Annotated in this window: 14 protein-coding genes and 1 tRNA gene; 10 read left to right on the top strand and 5 right to left on the bottom strand. The window is 40.9% G+C overall.

What is annotated here, in order from left to right:
* Positions 1 to 840 (bottom strand): hypothetical protein (locus L641_RS0112875; RefSeq protein WP_024602112.1); only part of this gene is annotated, 840 nt, incomplete at its 3' end.
* Positions 841 to 1,073: 233 nt separating this feature from the next.
* On the opposite strand from L641_RS0112875, the gene L641_RS0112870 reads away from it, so the two are divergent.
* Positions 1,074 to 3,956 carry a pitrilysin family protein gene (locus L641_RS0112870; protein WP_024602111.1) on the top strand — a complete coding sequence of 961 codons (2,883 nt, stop codon included), beginning with the start codon at positions 1,074 to 1,076 and terminating at the stop codon, positions 3,954 to 3,956.
* 64 nt (positions 3,957 to 4,020) lie between these two features.
* On the opposite strand, the gene L641_RS0112865 is transcribed toward L641_RS0112870, so the two are convergent.
* Both L641_RS0112865 and L641_RS0112860 read right to left on the bottom strand, forming a co-directional pair.
* Positions 4,021 to 4,335 (bottom strand): helix-turn-helix transcriptional regulator, encoded by a 315-nt coding sequence (locus L641_RS0112865; RefSeq protein WP_024602110.1) that lies wholly within the window; start codon positions 4,333 to 4,335, stop codon positions 4,021 to 4,023.
* 1 nt (position 4,336) lies between these two features.
* The gene (locus L641_RS0112860) at positions 4,337 to 4,744 is read right to left on the bottom strand and encodes a hypothetical protein (protein WP_013465705.1); all 408 of its coding nucleotides are present in this window, start codon (positions 4,742 to 4,744) and stop codon (positions 4,337 to 4,339) included.
* A 326-nt stretch (positions 4,745 to 5,070) separates the two neighbouring features.
* Between L641_RS0112860 and cysE the strand changes: the two genes are divergently transcribed.
* Both cysE and L641_RS0112850 read left to right on the top strand, forming a co-directional pair.
* Positions 5,071 to 5,889, top strand: coding sequence for a serine O-acetyltransferase (cysE, locus tag L641_RS0112855; RefSeq protein ID WP_010387694.1), 819 nt, complete (start codon positions 5,071 to 5,073; stop codon positions 5,887 to 5,889).
* A gap of 17 nt (positions 5,890 to 5,906) precedes the next feature.
* A complete protein-coding gene (locus L641_RS0112850) occupies positions 5,907 to 6,551 on the top strand; it encodes a hypothetical protein (protein WP_024602108.1) in 645 nt (214 codons plus the stop codon).
* 15 nt (positions 6,552 to 6,566) lie between these two features.
* Here the strand turns inward: L641_RS0112850 and xseA are convergent, their stop codons facing one another.
* Complete coding sequence (gene xseA / locus L641_RS0112845; protein ID WP_024602107.1) at positions 6,567 to 7,901, bottom strand: exodeoxyribonuclease VII large subunit; 1,335 nt, start codon at positions 7,899 to 7,901, stop codon at positions 6,567 to 6,569.
* A 134-nt stretch (positions 7,902 to 8,035) separates the two neighbouring features.
* On the opposite strand from xseA, the gene guaB reads away from it, so the two are divergent.
* The 5 genes from guaB (at position 8,036) to rimI (ending at position 12,210) form a co-directional block, all read left to right on the top strand.
* Complete coding sequence (guaB, locus tag L641_RS0112840) at positions 8,036 to 9,505, top strand: IMP dehydrogenase (RefSeq protein WP_008110278.1); 1,470 nt, start codon at positions 8,036 to 8,038, stop codon at positions 9,503 to 9,505.
* 105 nt (positions 9,506 to 9,610) lie between these two features.
* Positions 9,611 to 11,188 carry a glutamine-hydrolyzing GMP synthase gene (guaA, locus tag L641_RS0112835; RefSeq protein WP_024602106.1) on the top strand — a complete coding sequence of 526 codons (1,578 nt, stop codon included), beginning with the start codon at positions 9,611 to 9,613 and terminating at the stop codon, positions 11,186 to 11,188.
* A gap of 145 nt (positions 11,189 to 11,333) precedes the next feature.
* Positions 11,334 to 11,410, top strand: a tRNA-Trp gene (locus tag L641_RS0112830).
* A 64-nt stretch (positions 11,411 to 11,474) separates the two neighbouring features.
* Positions 11,475 to 11,759, top strand: a complete 285-nt coding sequence (locus tag L641_RS0112825; protein ID WP_024602105.1) for a hypothetical protein — start codon at positions 11,475 to 11,477, stop codon at positions 11,757 to 11,759.
* Positions 11,746 to 12,210 carry a ribosomal protein S18-alanine N-acetyltransferase gene (rimI, locus tag L641_RS0112820; RefSeq protein WP_024602104.1) on the top strand — a complete coding sequence of 155 codons (465 nt, stop codon included), beginning with the start codon at positions 11,746 to 11,748 and terminating at the stop codon, positions 12,208 to 12,210. The genes L641_RS0112825 and rimI overlap by 14 nt, the downstream gene beginning before the upstream one ends.
* A gap of 3 nt (positions 12,211 to 12,213) precedes the next feature.
* On the opposite strand, the gene L641_RS0112815 is transcribed toward rimI, so the two are convergent.
* On the bottom strand, positions 12,214 to 14,871 hold the full coding sequence (locus L641_RS0112815) for an ATP-binding protein (protein WP_024602103.1): 2,658 nt from the start codon (positions 14,869 to 14,871) through the stop codon (positions 12,214 to 12,216).
* A gap of 347 nt (positions 14,872 to 15,218) precedes the next feature.
* Here L641_RS0112815 and prfC point away from each other — a divergent pair, with 347 nt between their 5' ends.
* Together prfC and argS are read left to right on the top strand one after the other, a co-directional pair.
* Entirely contained in the window at positions 15,219 to 16,808 is a 1,590-nt protein-coding gene (prfC, locus tag L641_RS0112810; RefSeq protein WP_024602102.1) for a peptide chain release factor 3, read from the top strand.
* Between the two features lie 62 nt (positions 16,809 to 16,870).
* Positions 16,871 to 18,613 (top strand): arginine--tRNA ligase, encoded by a 1,743-nt coding sequence (argS, locus tag L641_RS0112805; protein WP_024602101.1) that lies wholly within the window; start codon positions 16,871 to 16,873, stop codon positions 18,611 to 18,613.
* Positions 18,614 to 18,618: the final 5 nt, after the last annotated feature.

Genomic DNA, 18,618 nt, shown 5'->3' with positions numbered 1-18,618 from the left:
CAGTGGCACACCTAAGTGAGCACAGCTTTTTAAAATTGAGTCGAGGTTTTCGCGACAAATACGCACTGATTCGCTTAGTGTATTTTCCGAATCAAGCATGCGCCATTTAGTTGCCTCTGGCACTGAGATGCCTAGCCACTGCATAAACTCTAAGGTTTTTTCACCACCACAAGGCGTAAAGGTTAATATAATTCGATTAGGTGTCAGGCCTTGTGCTTTGCATGTGCGCGCATAACTGGTTATTAAATCTATAGTTGCTTGTGCGTTGTAAACGGCTTGAGAGATAAAAAACTGGCACCCTTGTGCTGTTTTTTCTATTAAGCGTTGGTGCTCGTTACGCTTATTGGCATGGCGCTCAGCAATGGTTACACCACCTAAAAAGAAGTCTTCAGACTGCTCTGCCAGTGTTTTATAGGCATTCGGTAAGCTCAGCTTTATATCACCGGCTGATGATGGGCTGCCCACTAACACCACGTTTTTTAAATCGTAGTCATTTTTAGTTTCATCTAACCACGCTTTAAACTCACTCACACCGCGCTGAGCTACACTTTTATAAGTAATTACATCAAGATCAGATAAGCCTCGTAAGAGTTGACTGTACTCGCGCGGATCAACTGTTTGCTTAAATGCAAATGGACGCGCTTGCTCTGTACGACTGCTTTCATCTTGAATGTCATAAATAATCACACCGTCATATTCAATTTCGTGTAAACGGCCTAATAATTTTTCGGCAATGACTTTTAATTGCGCTTTATCAGTCCCAATTTTTGGCGGTGTTGTGCCAATTAGGTAAACACCTTGGTTGGTGTCCTGTATTTTTTCTTGAAGTGATAAAGCCATAATCCTCATTCCAGCTTAATTTGTGATGATGGATTTAATATAGCAGCCATTTAGACGTCTAGATAGATTTATTTGTTGAAAGTTTCTCAACTAACGTGAATTATTTTCATAGTTAATAACTGACACAGTTGTTTACATAATTAATAGGCTTAGGGCTCTTATATTTAATTACTTTACGGCATACTTAGTTTGGTAAATGTTTTAAAAATTGCTCAATTTAAAAAGGGATAACAATGAAATTTAAATTATTGGCAACTAGCCTAGCGGTATCGCTGGCCTTAACAGGTTGTGCTATGCAGCAAAGTCAAAACACGCAAACAGCAGCTCAACAAGAACAAGTTAATAAAGCAGATGAGCGTGTTTTTTCACAAGATTACCTAATAGAAGAGCTAGATAACGGCTTGCGCGTTATGGTAGTTAAAACCGATTACCCTGATGTAGTATCGCTACAAATACCTGTGTCTGTTGGTTCGCGTAATGAAGTGGAAGCAGGTAAAACTGGTTTTGCTCACTTTTTTGAACACATGATGTTTAAAGGGTCTGAAAAGTTTCCGCAAGATGTGTATTCAGATATTTTAAAAAATTCAGGGGTTGATAACCGCGCCTACACAACTAACGATTACACTAACTACCACTTAAATTTTTCAAAGCAACATCTTGATAAAGTACTTGAGATTGAAGCTGATATTTTTCAAAACTTAAGCTACACCGAAGAACAATTTAGAACCGAAGCGCTAACGGTTAAAGGCGAGTACTTAAAAAATAACGCCAGTCCAATTCGTAAATTATTAAGTGCGGTACGCCAAGAAGCGTTCGAAAAACATACCTATAAACACACTACAATGGGCTTTTTTGAAGATATTGAAGCCATGCCAGATCAAATGGCCTACGGTAAAGAGTTTTTTGCTAAGTTTTATAAGCCTGAATATGTATCGCTTGTGATTGTTGGTGATGTTGATCCAAAAGAGACCATGGCGATGGTTAAAAAGCATTGGGGTAATTGGCAAAAAGGCGACTATGTTGCTGATATTCCAAAAGAGCCAACTCAGCAAGCGCCAAAATATGTGCATGAGCAAAACGAGGGATTACCTGGCCATTGGTTACTTGTGTCGTATAAAGGGGCTGCATGGGAGCCTCAGAAAAAAGACAGAGCCGCATTAGATTTACTGTCGCAGCTTTATTTTTCGAGCAATTCAGATATTTACCAAGAACTGGTAGTAGAAAAGCAAATCGCGAGTCAAATGTTTACTTATAACCCAGAAACTAAAGATCCAGGGTTACTGCATGTATTTGTAAAAGTTGAAAATGCCGATGATTTAGCCACAGTGCGTGATGCTATAAACCGTACGTATGCCAAAGCGCGTACCGAATTGGTTGATAGCCAAAAACTCAGCGATTTAAAGTCTAACCTTAAATACAGTTTTATAAATGGTTTAGATTCATCGCAAGCAATTGCCTCTACACTTGCCAGCTATATGCATTTTGAGCGCGATCCTGAGGTGATTAATCAGCTGTATAAATCGGCAGACAATATCACTAGCGAAGATATTAGAGCCGTTGCAAATAAGTATTTTGTTGATAATGCGCGCACCACAATTACTATGTCGGCACTTGATAAAGCCCCTGGTTTTGAACAAGAAAGCGACTTAAATGCGTTGGTAGCAAAATATCAGCAAGTACCGAGTAAGCCTATCTTTAAGGTGCTTGATAAAACCAATAGCTCGCCGTTAATCGATATTAACTTATTATTTAATACCGGTGCCGCTGCCGATCCGCAGGGTAAAAAAGGCGTAGCGGCTTTAACTGCCGCAATGCTGGCGCAAGGTGGCTCAACCTCAATGAGTTACAAAGATATTAAAAAGGCAATGTACCCACTGGCGGGTAGTTTTGGTTATCAAATAGATAAAGAAATGCTGTCGTTCCAAGGGCGTATTCATAAAGATAATGCAGCTCAGTGGTATGCCTTAGTGAGTGAGCAGCTGCTAAACCCAGGCTTTAGAGAAGATGACTTTAAGCGTCTGAAAAAAGAAATGATCGATGGCATTAAATCGGGCTTAAAAGCTTCTAATGATGAAGAGTTGGGTAAAGAAGTGCTCTACAGTGTGCTTTATAAAGGGCACCCTTATGAAAGCTATAACTACGGTGACTTATCAGATTTAGAAGCGCTTACTCTTGATGATGTTAAAGCGTTTTATAATGCTGAACTTACACAAGCTAAACTTACTGTGGGTTTAATTGGTGCTGTGCCTGAAAAACTCAAAACACAAATGTTATCTGACTTGGCGACACTTCCAAAAGGCGAACAAAGCCGCTTAACAATCCCTGATGCGCCAGAGCTTAAAGGTCATCATGCAACGATTGTTGAAAAGTCAGCGCAATCAACGGCTGTATCGTTCGGGTTCCCTATTGATACCATTCGTAGCAGCGACGACTGGACCGCATTGTGGTTAGTGCGCTCGTACTTTGGTGAGCATCGTAGTTCTAACAGTTACTTGTACGAACGTATTCGTCAAACCCGTGGTATGAACTATGGTGATTACGCCTACATTGAATACTTTCCTCGTGGTATGTTTCAAACTAAACCTGATGCAAACTTAGGGCGCTCGGAGCAAATATTCCAGGTGTGGCTACGTCCACTGCGCTCAAACAACGATGCGCATTTTGCTACCCGTACCGCATTATTTGAACTAGATAAGCTAATTAAAAATGGCATGACTGAGGCTGATTTTGAAGCCACACGTAACTTTTTAATTAACTTTGTGCCACAAATGGTTGCTAGTCAAAATCGCCAGTTAGGTTATGCGCTAGATAGCAAGTTTTATAACACCGATAGTTTTGTAAACTACGTCACAAACAAACTGAAAACATTGACTGTTGACGATGTAAATCGCGTGATTAAAGATAACCTACAAACTGAGAATATTCACTATGTGTTTGTTACCGGTGATGGTGAAGATATGCAAAAACGTTTAGCAACTATGCAAACCTCGCCTATGGTGTATAACACCGATAAGCCTGCCGAGTTAGTGGCTGAAGATAAGGTAATTGCTGATTATAAACTGGCAATACCAGCGAAAAATATTGAAGTAGTAAAGGTGGATAAAGTATTTCAATAACTTAAGTTTTTAAGTATTAAAAAAAGCCCCTGTGCTGTAAGCATTGGGGCATTTTTATATTTTATTAGTTACTAATTAATAGTACTGAGGCTGCACCAAGAGCAAAACTAATAACAGAGCTAATAATCAAACCTGCAATAAAACTTTTAGATGGGCTGTTATTGGCATCATTTTGGTTGTTTTCATCAAGCTTAATAAGCTCACCTTGGCGTACTTCAAATACCGCACATAAGGCCATGGTGGTTTCTTTTGAGGCTGCACCTTCTTTTTCTACTCGTTGAATGGTTCGCAAGCTTACATCGCAGGCATCGGCAAGCTGTTGTTGTGTCCAATCGAATGTGTGCCTAAGCGACTTTACCGTTGTAGGGTTTAATTGCATGTTAAAGTTTTCCTACAATTAGCTCTACGACTGTTGCAGTGGTATAGCCAAATACTGCACCACCTAATGCACAGCCTAGAATAAAAAAAGCCGCTTTTTTAGGATCGCTAGGAAGACTACTTTGAACTTGCTTGGCAAGCACTTCTTGATCTTTGTATAGAGTGCACTCAAGTCGTCCTGTCAGTATATTGAGCATGTCAAATTTCACTTGGTACTGCGAATTTTCAAAATCAAATGTGTGTGAGCTTTTTATATTAACACTGCGTCTACTGCTAACTAAGTCATCGTTAATATAGACTTCTTCTTTACCTGTAAAGTAGCTTCCAAAACAGGCTATTTGGTTATCGCCATCTTGAAAGTAAAATTTATAGCCTAATTTTTTTGTATTTAATATGTCGTTTTTCATCATCGTTATCCTTGTTGAGTTGATGATGCTAATTTAGCGTTTATTATTATTTTTTACGCCGTCAGCAGTACGCCAGTGGCTATTTTGGCACATGACACACGAGCTGTCATATGTTGTTATTTGTTGATTTTTATTAACTTATTTTATTTTTGCACAAATGGTCAAACCTGCCTAGCTGTCATATAGTATGGCTTTGAAAAAGTAGTCTAAAAATGAAATTTAACTAGTTATATATAATAACCAGAACAAATAACGAAGGGATTAACACCTAGGCGCCTAAATCCGTTAGAATTGGCGGTAGGCTCTTTGTAATAACTTAAGGCAGTATTATGCGTCATGAAATTTGGCAACAGCTTCGTAGTGAAGCAAATGAAGTAGTAACTCGTGAACCCCTTTTAGCGAGCCATGTGTATTCGTGTATTTTAAATCATGAGTGCTTAGGGTCGGCATTGAGTTTTATTGTTGCTAACAAGCTAGCTGATGCTGTGGTTTCTGCTTTTACAATCCGTGAGTTGTTTGACCAAGCTTTTGTAAAGTGTGACCGCATGCTGACACATGTTGCTCATGATATTAAAGCAGTAAAAGATCGTGACCCTGCCGCCGAAACCTACCTTACTGTGATTTTAAATTTAAAAGGGTTTCACGCGATACAAGCACACCGTTTAGCAAACTGCTTATGGCAACAAAACCGTAAAGAGCTTGCACGCTTTATTCAAAGCCGTACCTCAGAGGTGTTTGGGGTTGATATTCACCCTGCCTGTAAAGTAGGCCAAGGCATCATGTTTGACCATGCCACCGGTATTGTAATTGGCGAAACCGCCGTAATTGAAGATAATGTATCTATATTACAATCGGTTACATTAGGTGGTACGGGTAACGAACAAGGCGATCGCCACCCTAAAATCAGAGCGGGCGTACTTATTGGTGCAGGCGCTAAAGTACTAGGTAACATTGAAGTGGGCGAGGGCGCACGTATTGGTGCAGGCTCTGTGGTACTAAGCCCTGTACCACCTCACACAACTGCTGTTGGCGTACCTGCAAAAATTATTGGTCGTCCTGATTGTGAGTGCCCGGCAGAAAGTATGAACCAAAACTTTTTAGAATATCCCGAGCCAGAAAACGAATCGCACACCAGTGCAATGCTTTAATTTTTGAGTACCTAGAAATGATATATAAAAGTAACCTTGTGGCTATGCTGCTCTGTTTTTCTTCAGGCGTGGCGTTAGCAAGTGGTTACTTTTTGTTTTTTAAAGATTCCACTCGTGTTTCCTCAGCGCCCAAACAAGCTGTAATCTCTTCGGCTAACACTCAAGTCAATAATCAGCCAACTACTTTGCAAGGCCTAGTGCAGGTCAATAAAGCCCAAGCGGCTGATCAACAAACTCAGCTAGCACAACATGTGGTTGAGCTTAATCAGCGGCTTGAAAAAAAATCAATCCAGCTTAAGCAGTCTCAACAACAGTTAAAGTTAAATCAATCAGAAAGTGTAGAGCTTGATGATGAGCTCGCAATACAGTTTGAACAAGAGGCTGATAACCTCGAATGGAGTTACGAGCTTGAAGTCGCGTTAACTGACTTTTTAATTATTAATGAGTTTGCAGATAGCGCTGAGCTTACAGCGCTAAAGTGTAAGCAAACAATTTGTAAGTTTGAGCTTACCATTAACCAACATGCCGTTAATTATGGAGCTAAATTATGGCGCGAGCTAAACGATAAGCTTCATCTTGAACCTTGGTGGCAGCAATTTAAACTCAGTGCATCTCAATCTAACGATGCCCGTATTGAGTTTACTGTTAGTACGCAAGGCTAGCGCTTAGCAATATGGCTAAGCTTCTACCTTTGAAATAACCTGGCCATCTACTAACTCAGTGATCAACACATCACCCACTTTTACATCTTCCACTGATTTAACCACTTTATTTTGCGCCGTTTTCGTTATGCTGTAACCGCGCGCTAATACATTAAGGGGGCTAACCGAATCAAGCCGACTTGCTTGTAAGGCAAGCTTGTTATTTGCCTGATGCAGCTGATGTTGCATCGCTTGGTTTAGCCTTGCATGGAGTTGTGCTAACTGATAGTTTGCATTTGCTAGCTTTTTATCTGGTGATTGGCGCATTAGTCTGGGTGTTAAATTAGCTAACACGCGTTCTTGCTGGTATAAACGCTGACGCATTGCCTGTTGCAGTGCAATACTCAGCTCATCTAAGCGTTGTGATTTTTGGTTTAGCTGATTGCGCGGGTGGCATAAATTTAAGCGGTGCTGCAACTGTATGGCTAGTGCGCGTTTATCGGCAATGTCGTGTTTAAATGCATTCGCTAAACGGCTAATTAACTGATGAACCCTATTATGTAGCTCTTGTGTATTGGGGCTTACGAGCTCTGCGGCTGCAGAAGGAGTTGCTGCACGTACATCAGCAACGTAATCGCTAATCGTGGTGTCTATTTCATGGCCAACAGCGCTCACAATGGGTAGTGCGCTTTGATAAATAGCGCGAGCAAGGTGCTCATGGTTAAAGCACCATAAATCCTCTAATGAACCACCGCCGCGCCCGAGTATAATAACGTCGACCTCATTACGTAAATTTGCCAGCTCTATTTGCTTTATTAAATGGCCATGCGCTTCTTTGCCTTGCACCATCGCAGGGTAAATAACGACTTCTAATTGCGGCGCACGACGTTTTAGTACTGTTAAAATATCTTTAATTGCGGCGCCTGTAGGTGAGGTGATCACCCCTATGCGATTTATGTTTTGGGGTAGGGGTTTTTTATAAGCGGAGCTAAATAAGCCCTCTGCAGCCAAACGCATTTTTAGCGCGTCAAACTCTTGCTTAAGTTGCCCTTCGCCGGCAGGCTCCATATGTTCAACAATAAGCTGGTAGTCACCACGGGGTTCGTACAAAGATACACGTGCTTTAACGGTTACTTGTGCGCCGTTAATTGGTCGGTAACTTTGGTTGCGATTATTGCCTCGCCACATGGCGGCTTTAATTTGCGCTTTATCGTCTTTTAACGAAAAATACCAATGCCCAGAAGCAGGCGCAATAAAGTTAGAAATTTCACCTGTGAGTATTAAAGACGCAAAACCTTGTTCAAGTAAGGCACGTATTTCACGATTAAGGCGAGATACGGTATAAACCGTTTGCGAGGGCTTAGAAAACATAAAAACTACCAAAAAACATTTATAAATCTAGCTTATCATAAATAAATACAAAATATTATTTACTAGTGCCTACAACGCTGTTAAAATTTGGCCGCAATTCCTTATCTTAGATCCACATGTGAGAAGTTGCCAAAATGCTTAGAATCGCTAAAGAAGCTCTTACCTTTGATGACGTACTTTTAGTACCTGGTCATTCTACTGTTTTGCCACATACGGCAAATATTTCAACTCGCTTAACGCGTGGTATCAAACTTAACTTGCCGCTCATTTCAGCATCTATGGATACTGTTACAGAAGCTCGTTTAGCTATTGCCCTCGCGCAGGAAGGTGGTCTTGGTTTTATTCATAAAAACATGACCATTGCAGAACAAGCGAAAAATGTTCGTAAAGTTAAAACCTATGAAGCCGGTATTGTTTCATACCCTGTTACAGTAACGGCCGATCTGACAATTGCAGATGCCGTTGAGCTGTCTCAGGAAAAGGGATTCTCAGGTTTTCCGGTCACCGATAGCGAAAATAACCTTGTAGGTATTGTAACTAGTCGTGATATGCGCTTTGAAACTAAGCTTGAACAGCCGGTTTCAACAGTGATGACGAAAAAAGAAAACCTAGTAACGGTTAAAGAGGGAACGGCTCGCGAAGATATCTTAAGCTTAATGCACGAACACCGCATTGAGAAGATTCTTGTGGTTGATGATGCGTTTAAACTTAAAGGCATGATCACCGTAAAAGATTACCAAAAAGCACAAGACAAACCAGATGCATGTAAAGACGAGCAAGGCCGTTTACGTGTAGGTGCTGCGGTAGGCGTTGGCGCAGGCACTGATGAGCGAATTGCTGCATTAGTTGAAGCCGGTGTTGATGTACTACTAATCGATACTTCTCATGGTCACTCTCAAGGTGTTATTGACCGTGTTGCAGCGACTCGTCAAGCTTACCCTGATTTACAAATTGTTGCGGGTAACGTGGCAACTGCCGAAGGTGCTATTGCCCTTGCAGATGCCGGTGTTGATGCTGTTAAAGTAGGTATCGGCCCAGGTTCTATTTGTACTACACGTATTGTTACTGGTTGTGGTGTACCACAAATAACAGCCATTTCAGATGCGGTTGAAGGCCTTAAAGGTCGCGATATTCCAGTGATTGCCGATGGCGGTATTCGTTTTTCTGGTGATATTGTAAAAGCATTGGTTGCCGGTGCATCGTGTGTAATGGTTGGCTCTATGCTCGCGGGTACTGAAGAAGCACCAGGTGAAGTGGAGCTTTATCAAGGTCGTTACTACAAGTCTTACCGTGGTATGGGTAGCCTAGGTGCGATGGATCAAAAAGAAGGGTCATCGGATCGCTACTTCCAAAAATCAAACCAAGCTGACAAGTTAGTACCAGAAGGCATTGAAGGTCGTGTTGCTTATAAAGGGCCAATTGCGACCATTATTCACCAACAAGTGGGTGGTCTTCGCAGTGCAATGGGCTTAACCGGTTGTGCCACAATCGAAGAGCTAAACACTAAACCACAGTTTGTACGTGTAACTTCTGCTGGTATGGGTGAGTCGCATGTTCATGATGTGCAAATTACTAAAGAAGCACCGAACTACCGTTTAGGCTAATCAGCCTTTAACAACTTGAAAAAAGTGGGCTAACCTTTGTTAGCCCTAATATAGTCACACAGCTTAAGCTGGTGGCGTTTAGCACCTGACTTTACGAGATACTTCATGAGCAAAGACATTCACGATTCACGAATCCTCATTTTAGATTTTGGTTCACAATACACGCAGTTAATCGCCCGTCGCGTGCGCGAAATTGGTGTTTATTGTGAGCTTTGGGCTTGGGATGTAACCGAAGAGCAAATTCGCGAGTTTAACCCACAAGGTATTATCCTTTCTGGTGGCCCAGAATCAACCACGCTTGAAAATAGCCCGCGTGCTCCTGAGTATGTATTTAATGCAGGCGTTCCAGTACTTGGTATTTGTTACGGTATGCAAACTATGGCAACGCAGCTTGGCGGCCGTGTACATAGCTCAGATAAAAAAGAATTTGGTTACGCACAAGTTGAAAAAGTGGGTAACTGTGCATTATTTGATGCCATTGAAGATCATATTACTGATGGCGGCAATGGCGTACTAGATGTGTGGATGAGCCACGGTGATAAAGTAATGGAAATTCCAGATACTTTTAATACCACAGCTAAAACATCTACTTGTCCGCATGCGGCAATGTCTAACGAAGAAAAACGCTTTTACGGTGTACAATTTCACCCAGAAGTAACACACACACATCAAGGTCAACGTTTACTAGAGCGTTTTGCTATTGATATTTGTGGTTGTGAAAAATTATGGACGCCAGCAAAAATCATTGATGACGCCATTGAGCGTATCAAAGAAACTGTAGGTGACGACGAAGTTATTTTAGGCTTATCAGGCGGTGTAGATTCATCGGTTGTGGCTATGCTTATTCACCGTGCTATTGGTGAGCGCCTAACCTGTGTATTTGTTGATAACGGTTTACTTCGTTTAAACGAAGGCCAGCAAGTTATGGATATGTTTGGCAATAAGTTTGGTTTAAACATTGTTAAAGTAGATGCCGAAGATCAATTTTTAAATGACTTAGCAGGTAAATCAGATCCTGAAGATAAGCGTAAAGCTATTGGCCACACGTTTATTAATGTATTTGATGAGCAAGCTAAAAAGCTTAAAAACGCAAAATGGTTAGGCCAAGGTACAATTTACCCTGACGTAATCGAATCAGCGGCATCAGCGACTGGTAAAGCACACGTGATTAAATCGCACCATAATGTGGGCGGCTTACCAGATGACATGCAAATGGGCTTAGTAGAGCCATTACGTGAGTTATTTAAGGATGAAGTACGTAAAATTGGTTTAGAGCTAGGTTTACCGTACGACATGCTTTACCGTCACCCATTCCCAGGGCCTGGTTTAGGTGTGCGTGTACTTGGCGAAATCAAAAAAGAGTACTGTGATTTACTTCGCCGCGCTGATGCTATTTTCATTGAAGAGCTTCACAAAGCAGAGCTTTACCATAAAGTAAGCCAAGCGTTTACTGTATTCTTACCGGTTAAGTCGGTAGGGGTTATGGGTGATGCACGTAAGTACGATTGGGTTGTTTCACTTCGTTGTGTTGAAACCATCGACTTTATGACTGCACGTTGGTCACATTTACCGTATGAGTTTTTAGGTGTGGTTTCTAACCGTATCATTAACGAAATCGACGGTATCTCACGCGTTGTTTACGATATTTCAGGAAAACCACCTGCCACTATCGAGTGGGAATAATCCTCCCATTGCTATAATTAAGTAATAACTAACGGCGAATTAGCATGCTAATTCGCCGTTTTGTTTATTTAAAAAGCAAATAAACCAAAAAGTTGATTTTTTACTTTACCTTTGTCAAAAGGTCTTTATAATTCATCGTCATTGCAGGGGCGTAGTTCCAATTGGTAGAACAGCGGTCTCCAAAACCGACGGTTGGGAGTTCGAATCTCTCCGCCCCTGCCATTTCTTCTTTACATCGTTTTGATTACTTCCTATATTATTCATCTTACTAATCCATCGAGTTGTTATGCATTCACGTTACGCATCTGTTTTTGGTATAGAAAAGCTTGAACTTAATCAACACTTTCGCCCAGCTCAAGCTGAGTTGTCAGCGACTTCATCGTTAATACTCTGTGATACATTAAAAGATGATATTGAGCGTGCGTTTGCACCTGTAACAATAAACAAGATTGTTAAATCATCAACCATTGAGTTTAGTGAGCAACAATTAGGCCTGCCTGATTCTAACCTAACCTGTGCGCAAAAACGTGCGTTATGGGCTTTAATGAGTGAACACCTTGATACACTTTAAGTCGGTTACCGATGAGAATATCAATGAGCTGATGGCCATTGAAAATGCCTGTCATACACACCCTTGGACGTTAAAAACAATGCAGTCGTGTTTGCAGGGGCGCTATTTCAATTTAGCTGCGTTCGATGACGGGCAAATGATAGGCTTTTACATTGGTGAAAAAGCAGGGCCCGATTTTACCTTAATGGATATTTGTGTTGCCCCGAGCTTTCAGGGACAAGGATTTGCTAAGCAGTTATTAACGCAGTTTATAGCGTACGGCGAGCAACACAGTGCCGAAAACTTATTTTTAGAAGTGAGAGAGTCTAATACGCGGGCGATTGCTTTGTATGAGCGTGCGGGCTTTATTGAAATGTCAGTACGTAAAAATTATTACCCCAGCGATGCGCCAAATAAAAATGGCTTTGAAGATGCGATTTTAATGGGCATGGCACTGGGTTTAAATTTTTAATGATTACTTATTAGCGATGGCTTGTTCTATTGCTGTAATGAGTTCTACAACGCGTTTTTCTCTTTGAGTCATATCATTGCCTTTTAAACTTTGCTCAAGCGCTGATGCGCTATGGTAAATATCATCAAAGTTAAAACAACCGGCACTGCCCTTAATACTGTGGGCAAGTGCGCGTAGTGTTTCGCAATCTTGGTTGTTATAAAGGGTTTTTATCTGCTTTAAGTAATCAGGTAAACTTGCCAAATAATTAGCATTTATTTGCTGAAATTTCTCACTTTTTAATAAGCTATCCCACTTATTTTGATTATCGCGTTCAAGGTGTAAATAGCTGACTAATACATTTTCTAGTGCGTCTTTATCAATGGGTTTACCAAGCGCTTTGTTACAGCCTGCTTCAAGGTAAGTATCTATATCATGGTTCATGACATTAGCGGTTAGGGCGATAATTGGGCCATCGTAGGCGGCATCTCTGAGCATTTTAGTTGCTTCTAAGCCGCCCATAACCGGCATTTGCATATCCATGATTATAAGCTGGTAGTCGTTCACTAGTGCCATTTCTACTGCTTGTGCGCCATTATTGGCTATATCAGGCTCTAACCCCCATGTTTGAAGGAGTAATTTTATCAGCAACTGATTATCGGGGTTATCTTCTGCCACTAAAATATGCGCATCAAAGTTATTGGTTGCAAAAGAAAGTTGCGGGTCTTTTTCGGGTGATAGCTGAGAGTGTTCAGTCAAAAGCAGGTTACTACTAAGCCCATTACCTAAATGACAATCTATATCGATAGTAAAACAACTACCCACACCCACTTCACTGGTGACGCTGACATCGCCACCGAGCAGCTGAGCCAAATTTTTTGAAATACATAGCCCTAATCCTGTACCACCAAATCGGCGTGTGGTTGTGGCATCAGCTTGTTCAAATGGCGTAAATAATCGACTTATTTGGTTTGCCGACATGCCTATACCGGTGTCTTCAACTATAAATGTAAGAATTTTTGGTGCTTGAAACTTTGCCGTAATTGTTACTTGGCCTTGCTCAGTAAATTTAACTGCGTTACTGGCAATATTAATCAGTATTTGTTTTAAACGAGTAACGTCACTATTTATGGTATGTGGTAATGGTAGCGAATAATTAATTGTAAATGAAAGCTGTTTCTCTTGTGCTAAAGGTTTAATGATTGATTCAACATCATGAATAAGCTGCACAACATTTAATGGTGTTTGCTCAACAGCGAGTTTTTCGGCTTCAATTTTTGATAAATCGAGGATGTTATTAATAAGCTCTAATAAATGTTTTGAATTACGAAGAATAGTGCCTAAATGATGTTTATCGTTTGTTTTCTTATCGCTATGCAGTAGTTGCTCGGTAAAACCCATAATAGCAGTGAGCGGAGTGCGAATTTCATGGCTCATATTGGCTAAAAAACGACTCTTAAGCTGGTTTGCTTGCTCTGCTTGAGCGATGGCTGTTTCAAGCTTACTATTCATTGATTCAAGTGCCTTAGTACGGCTCTCTACTTTGTCTTCTAAGTGATGCTTATATTCTTCTAGCTGCTCTTGATAATGCTTAATTTGGTTAATCATGTGATTAAAGTCGTTAAACAGTATGCCTACCTCATCGGTAGTATAAGCAGGCAGTGTGACTGAGAGGTCGCCATCACCTACTCGGTGACTTGCTTCACCTAGTAATTCAATTGGGTTAAGCAGTAAATTGCGCACCACAATAAAAATTAAGATCGGTAGGGTGATCACAGAAATAATTACAATTAGCCCAGTGATGACACTAATTGCTTTACCTGATTGATACAGTACCGCTTTAGGAATGGTCGACACATAATAGTAGCCGCCACTCATTTGGGCTGCGAAAATCAATCGTTCTATTTTATCAACGCTCGAAAGCTCAATGGTTGATAAGCTGCCAATATCAGCTAGGTCATTAATTTTATTAAGTTCATACTCACTAACATAGTGGCCACGCATTTTGTAATCAGAGCTAAATAAAATTTTACCATCATTGGCGAGCAGTAAATTTAAGGTGTTGTTATAAGGGGCTTCTAAAATACTGGTGTTTAAAATCGAAGGTTCGACCTTAAGGACAATAAAACCAAGTTGTTGTGGGCGTTTTAAATAGTAGTCAACGCTGTATATGCGTTGCACAAAATATAAGTTGGTGGTGCCGTCTTCTTTTTGCACCATAAACTGCTGCTGGCTTAAATTGCTTTGTATGACTTGGTCAAAAAACGGATAAGACTTTGGCGCGACAGTTAAATTACTGGAGTAATAGGCATCACTTTCACCGGTTTTTGAGACTAAATTAATACTAATAATATCAGGGTAGGCTTCACTGTAACTGGCAAATACATCCATTAACGCCCCAAGGCGATAGGTATAGCTGGCGTCTTCAAATAAATCTTTAGCTAAAAAGTCACTTAGTACCGGTGAGGCAGAGAGTAACTTAGCCGTTGCATGAAAAGAGTCTATATAGTTGAATACTTTTTGCTGTTGTTGCTCTACAAAGCGACTCATGATCAAGTCAGCTTGTTTTTGCGTAGAGTTAGTTACATTAGTGAGCGTAAACCCACCTAAAAATAACAACGGCAGTATAACCAGTGGAGTTATATACCATAATAATCGAATACTTAGCTTACTGGTTTTCATTACCCAACATCAAATCCTCCATGTAATCGAACAATAATATGATTTACAGAACCATTACTCAAGCTTGGTGTTAAGTTAGTGGGGAATTTATAGCGTTATTGTTAATAATCGCTGAAAACACCAAACTTAAAAAAGATCCGTTAATAACCAACCATTGATTGTTTATAAAGCCAAGATCAGCGAAAATAGTCTTCAATTACGATTAACTTAACGGATAGCGTCACAAGAGCTAATTTGGGTTCTTGTTGGGGTATGTTGAGCTTTCTAGGTTAGCTTGTTTTTAGCCTTGAAAGCTCAGCATACTAAAATACAAATACATCCGTATATCAACTAAAAGAACCTTTTTAATGGCAGACCAAAATCTCCTTAGCGAAATTAATAAACGCCGTACCTTTGCGATCATCTCGCATCCGGATGCGGGTAAAACCACTATCACAGAAAAAGTATTGTTATTCGGACAAGCAATTCAAAAAGCCGGAACAGTAAAAGGGCGTGGCTCTAATCAGCATGCTAAGTCTGATTGGATGGAAATGGAAAAAGAGCGTGGTATTTCTGTGACTACCTCAGTAATGCAATTTCCATATAACAATGCGTTAGTTAATTTACTTGATACTCCAGGACACGAAGACTTCTCTGAAGATACTTACCGTACATTAACCGCGGTAGATTCGTGTTTAATGGTGATAGATGCCGCCAAAGGTGTAGAAGAACGTACCCGTAAGTTAATGGAAGTAACACGTCTGCGCACCACGCCGATTATTACCTTTATGAATAAATGTGACCGTGATATTCGCGACCCAATGGAACTACTCGACGAAGTAGAAACAGAGCTAAATATTGCCTGTGCACCTATTACGTGGCCAATTGGCTGTGGTAAAGAATTTAAAGGTGTTTACCATATCCATAACGAAGAAACTATTTTATACAAAACAGGCCAAGGCCATACTATTCAAGAAGTGCGTAGCATTAAAGGACTTGATAACCCAGAGCTTGACCAAGCGATTGGTGATGAACTTGCAGCCCAGTTACGTGACGAGTTAGAGCTGGTTATTGGTGCATCACACGAGTTTGATTTAGATCTGTTCTTAGCGGGTGAGTTATCGCCTGTATACTTTGGTACTGCACTTGGTAACTTTGGTGTAGATCATGTTCTAGATGGACTGACTGAATGGGCGCCAACGCCTTTACCTCGTGAAACAGAAGACCGCCAAGTTGTAGCCACAGAAGAAAACTTCACTGGGTTTGTATTTAAAATTCAGGCCAACATGGATCCAAAACACCGTGACCGTATTGCCTTTATGCGTATTGTGTCGGGTAAATACAGCCAAGGCATGAAAATGAATCATGTGCGTATAGGTAAACAAGTGAGTATTTCTGATGCGGTAACCTTTATGGCGGGCGATCGTGAGCGTGCAGCTGATGCTTACGCTGGTGATATTATTGGTTTACATAACCACGGTACGATTCAAATTGGTGATACCTTTACCCAAGGCGAAAAAATTAAGTTCAGCGGTATTCCAAACTTCGCCCCTGAATTATTCCGCCGTATTCGTCTGCGCGATCCATTAAAACAAAAACAGCTATTAAAAGGACTGGTACAGCTTTCAGAAGAGGGCGCAGTACAAGTATTCAGACCATTAATTAATAATGACTTAATTGTAGGTGCGGTAGGTGTGTTGCAGTTTGACGTGGTGGTAGCGCGTTTAAAAGCTGAATATAACGTTGATGCAATTTACGAAAGCGTGAATGTAAATACAGCCCGTTGGGTTAGCTGTGATGATGTTAAAAAGTTTGAAGAATTTAAACGTAAGTGCGAAAGCAACTTAGCACTTGATGGTGGCGATAATTTAACTTACATCGCGCCGAGTCGTGTAAATCTTAACTTGTCGACAGAGCGTTACCCTGAAGTGACATTTAATCACACGCGTGAAAACTAGCACTTAGCCTCTAGAATTAACACAAAGCCTGCTTTGGCGGGCTTATAAAGGTAAATAATATTATGAATATTCGTACTATTTTAGTAGAAAAAGCCATTGCCGCTATGACCGCCGCAGGCCTACCAGAAGATACTAACCCAGCGGTCACCCAAAGCACTCGCCCACAGTTTGGTGATTACCAAATTAATGGCGCGATGGGCGCAGCTAAAAAAATGAAAAGTAACCCGCGTGAATTGGCGCAAAAAATTATTGATCAGTTAGATGTAAGCGACATTGCCGAAAAAACGGAAATTGCTGGCCCTGGTTTTATTAATATTCACTTAAAGCCGGAGTTTTTAGCTCAAAGCGTACAAGCTGCTAATAACCACGCAAAACTTGCCGTAACTGAGCACGCCAAACCACAAAAAGTAGTGGTTGATTACTCATCGCCTAACCTTGCAAAAGAAATGCACGTAGGTCACTTACGCTCAACTATTATTGGTGATGCCGTAGTACGTGCGCTTGAATTTAGAGGCGATACCGTTGTTCGTCAAAATCACATGGGTGATTGGGGCACACAGTTTGGTATGCTAATTGCGCATTTAGAAGATCAAATTAACCAAGGTGTTGATTTAGATACTGTTGCGCTTGCTGATTTAGAAACCTTTTACCGCGATGCGAAAAAGCGTTTTGACGACGAAGAAGGCTTTGCCGATAAAGCGCGTAACTACGTAGTTAAACTGCAAGGTGGCGACGCACACTGTGAAAAACTGTGGAAACTATTTATTGCCACTTCAGTGAAACACTCTGAAGAAGTATACAAGCGTTTAAACGTAACCCTTACACCTGCCGACATTATGGCTGAAAGTGCTTATAACAGCGAACTTAACGATATTATTAGCTTATTAAAAGATAAAAATATCGCAGTAGAGTCGCAAGGCGCACAAGTGGTATTTTTAGATGAGCTTGCAAATAAAGACGGTGAACCTTCAGCGTTTATCGTGCAAAAATCAGGTGGCGGCTTTTTATATGCAACCACAGATTTAGCAGCGTGTGATTATCGCTCAAACAAGTTGGGTGCAGAGCGTATTTTAATTTTTGTTGATGCGCGCCAGAGTCTTCACTTTAATCAAGTAGAGTTAACTGCACGTAAAGCCGGTTTATTACGTGATGAAACTAGTTACGAGTTTTGTCCATTTGGCACCATGATGGGCGCTGATGGTAAACCATTTAAAACCCGTACAGGCGGCACGGTTAAATTAGCTGATTTGCTTGAAGAGTCAATTACTCGCGCAGCAGCTAAACTCGCTGAGCGTGAATCAGATTTATCTGACGAAGACCGTAGTGAAATTGCACGTAAAGTGGGTATTGGCGCAGTTAAATATGCTGACCTTTCTAAGCATCGTACCAGCGATTACATCTTCAACTGGGACAGCATGCTAAGCTTTGAAGGCGCAACAGCCCCTTACTTACAATATGCTTATACGCGTGTTCGCAGTATTTTCCGTAAGTCTGGCGTTGATGCTGCAAGCTTAAAAGCCAATGTAAGTATTATTGAGCCGCAAGAGAAAACACTCGCGCTTAAATTATTGCAGTTGGAAGAAGTCCTTGATCTGATGATCAATGAAGCCACACCGCACGTATTATGTGGTTACTTATACGAACTAGCTAGTCTATACATGACATTTTATGAAGCTTGCCCAGTACTTAAAGAGGGCGTAGAGCCAAGTGTTCGTGATAGTCGTTTAGTGTTGTGTAATTTAGTGGCAGATACGCTGAAAACAGGATTGGATTTACTAGGTATCGAAGTCATGGAGCAAATGTAATCTGC

Source organism: Pseudoalteromonas sp. TB41, from assembly GCF_000497975.1.
Lineage (GTDB): Bacteria > Pseudomonadota > Gammaproteobacteria > Enterobacterales > Alteromonadaceae > Pseudoalteromonas > Pseudoalteromonas tetraodonis.
This window is presented reverse-complemented; position numbering and strand designations above follow the sequence as displayed.

Excerpts from the sequence above, each read along its gene's own strand:
- L641_RS0112870 (WP_024602111.1), top strand. The coding sequence starts at position 1,074 with ATGAAATTTAAATTATTGGCAACTAGCCTAGCGGTATCGCTGGCCTTA.
- L641_RS0112865 (WP_024602110.1), bottom strand. The coding sequence starts at position 4,335 with ATGCAATTAAACCCTACAACGGTAAAGTCGCTTAGGCACACATTCGAT.
- L641_RS0112860 (WP_013465705.1), bottom strand. The coding sequence starts at position 4,744 with ATGATGAAAAACGACATATTAAATACAAAAAAATTAGGCTATAAATTT.
- cysE (WP_010387694.1), top strand. The coding sequence starts at position 5,071 with ATGCGTCATGAAATTTGGCAACAGCTTCGTAGTGAAGCAAATGAAGTA.
- L641_RS0112850 (WP_024602108.1), top strand. The coding sequence starts at position 5,907 with ATGATATATAAAAGTAACCTTGTGGCTATGCTGCTCTGTTTTTCTTCA.
- xseA (WP_024602107.1), bottom strand. The coding sequence starts at position 7,901 with ATGTTTTCTAAGCCCTCGCAAACGGTTTATACCGTATCTCGCCTTAAT.
- guaB (WP_008110278.1), top strand. The coding sequence starts at position 8,036 with ATGCTTAGAATCGCTAAAGAAGCTCTTACCTTTGATGACGTACTTTTA.
- guaA (WP_024602106.1), top strand. The coding sequence starts at position 9,611 with ATGAGCAAAGACATTCACGATTCACGAATCCTCATTTTAGATTTTGGT.
- L641_RS0112825 (WP_024602105.1), top strand. The coding sequence starts at position 11,475 with ATGCATTCACGTTACGCATCTGTTTTTGGTATAGAAAAGCTTGAACTT.
- L641_RS0112815 (WP_024602103.1), bottom strand. The coding sequence starts at position 14,871 with ATGAAAACCAGTAAGCTAAGTATTCGATTATTATGGTATATAACTCCA.
- prfC (WP_024602102.1), top strand. The coding sequence starts at position 15,219 with ATGGCAGACCAAAATCTCCTTAGCGAAATTAATAAACGCCGTACCTTT.
- argS (WP_024602101.1), top strand. The coding sequence starts at position 16,871 with ATGAATATTCGTACTATTTTAGTAGAAAAAGCCATTGCCGCTATGACC.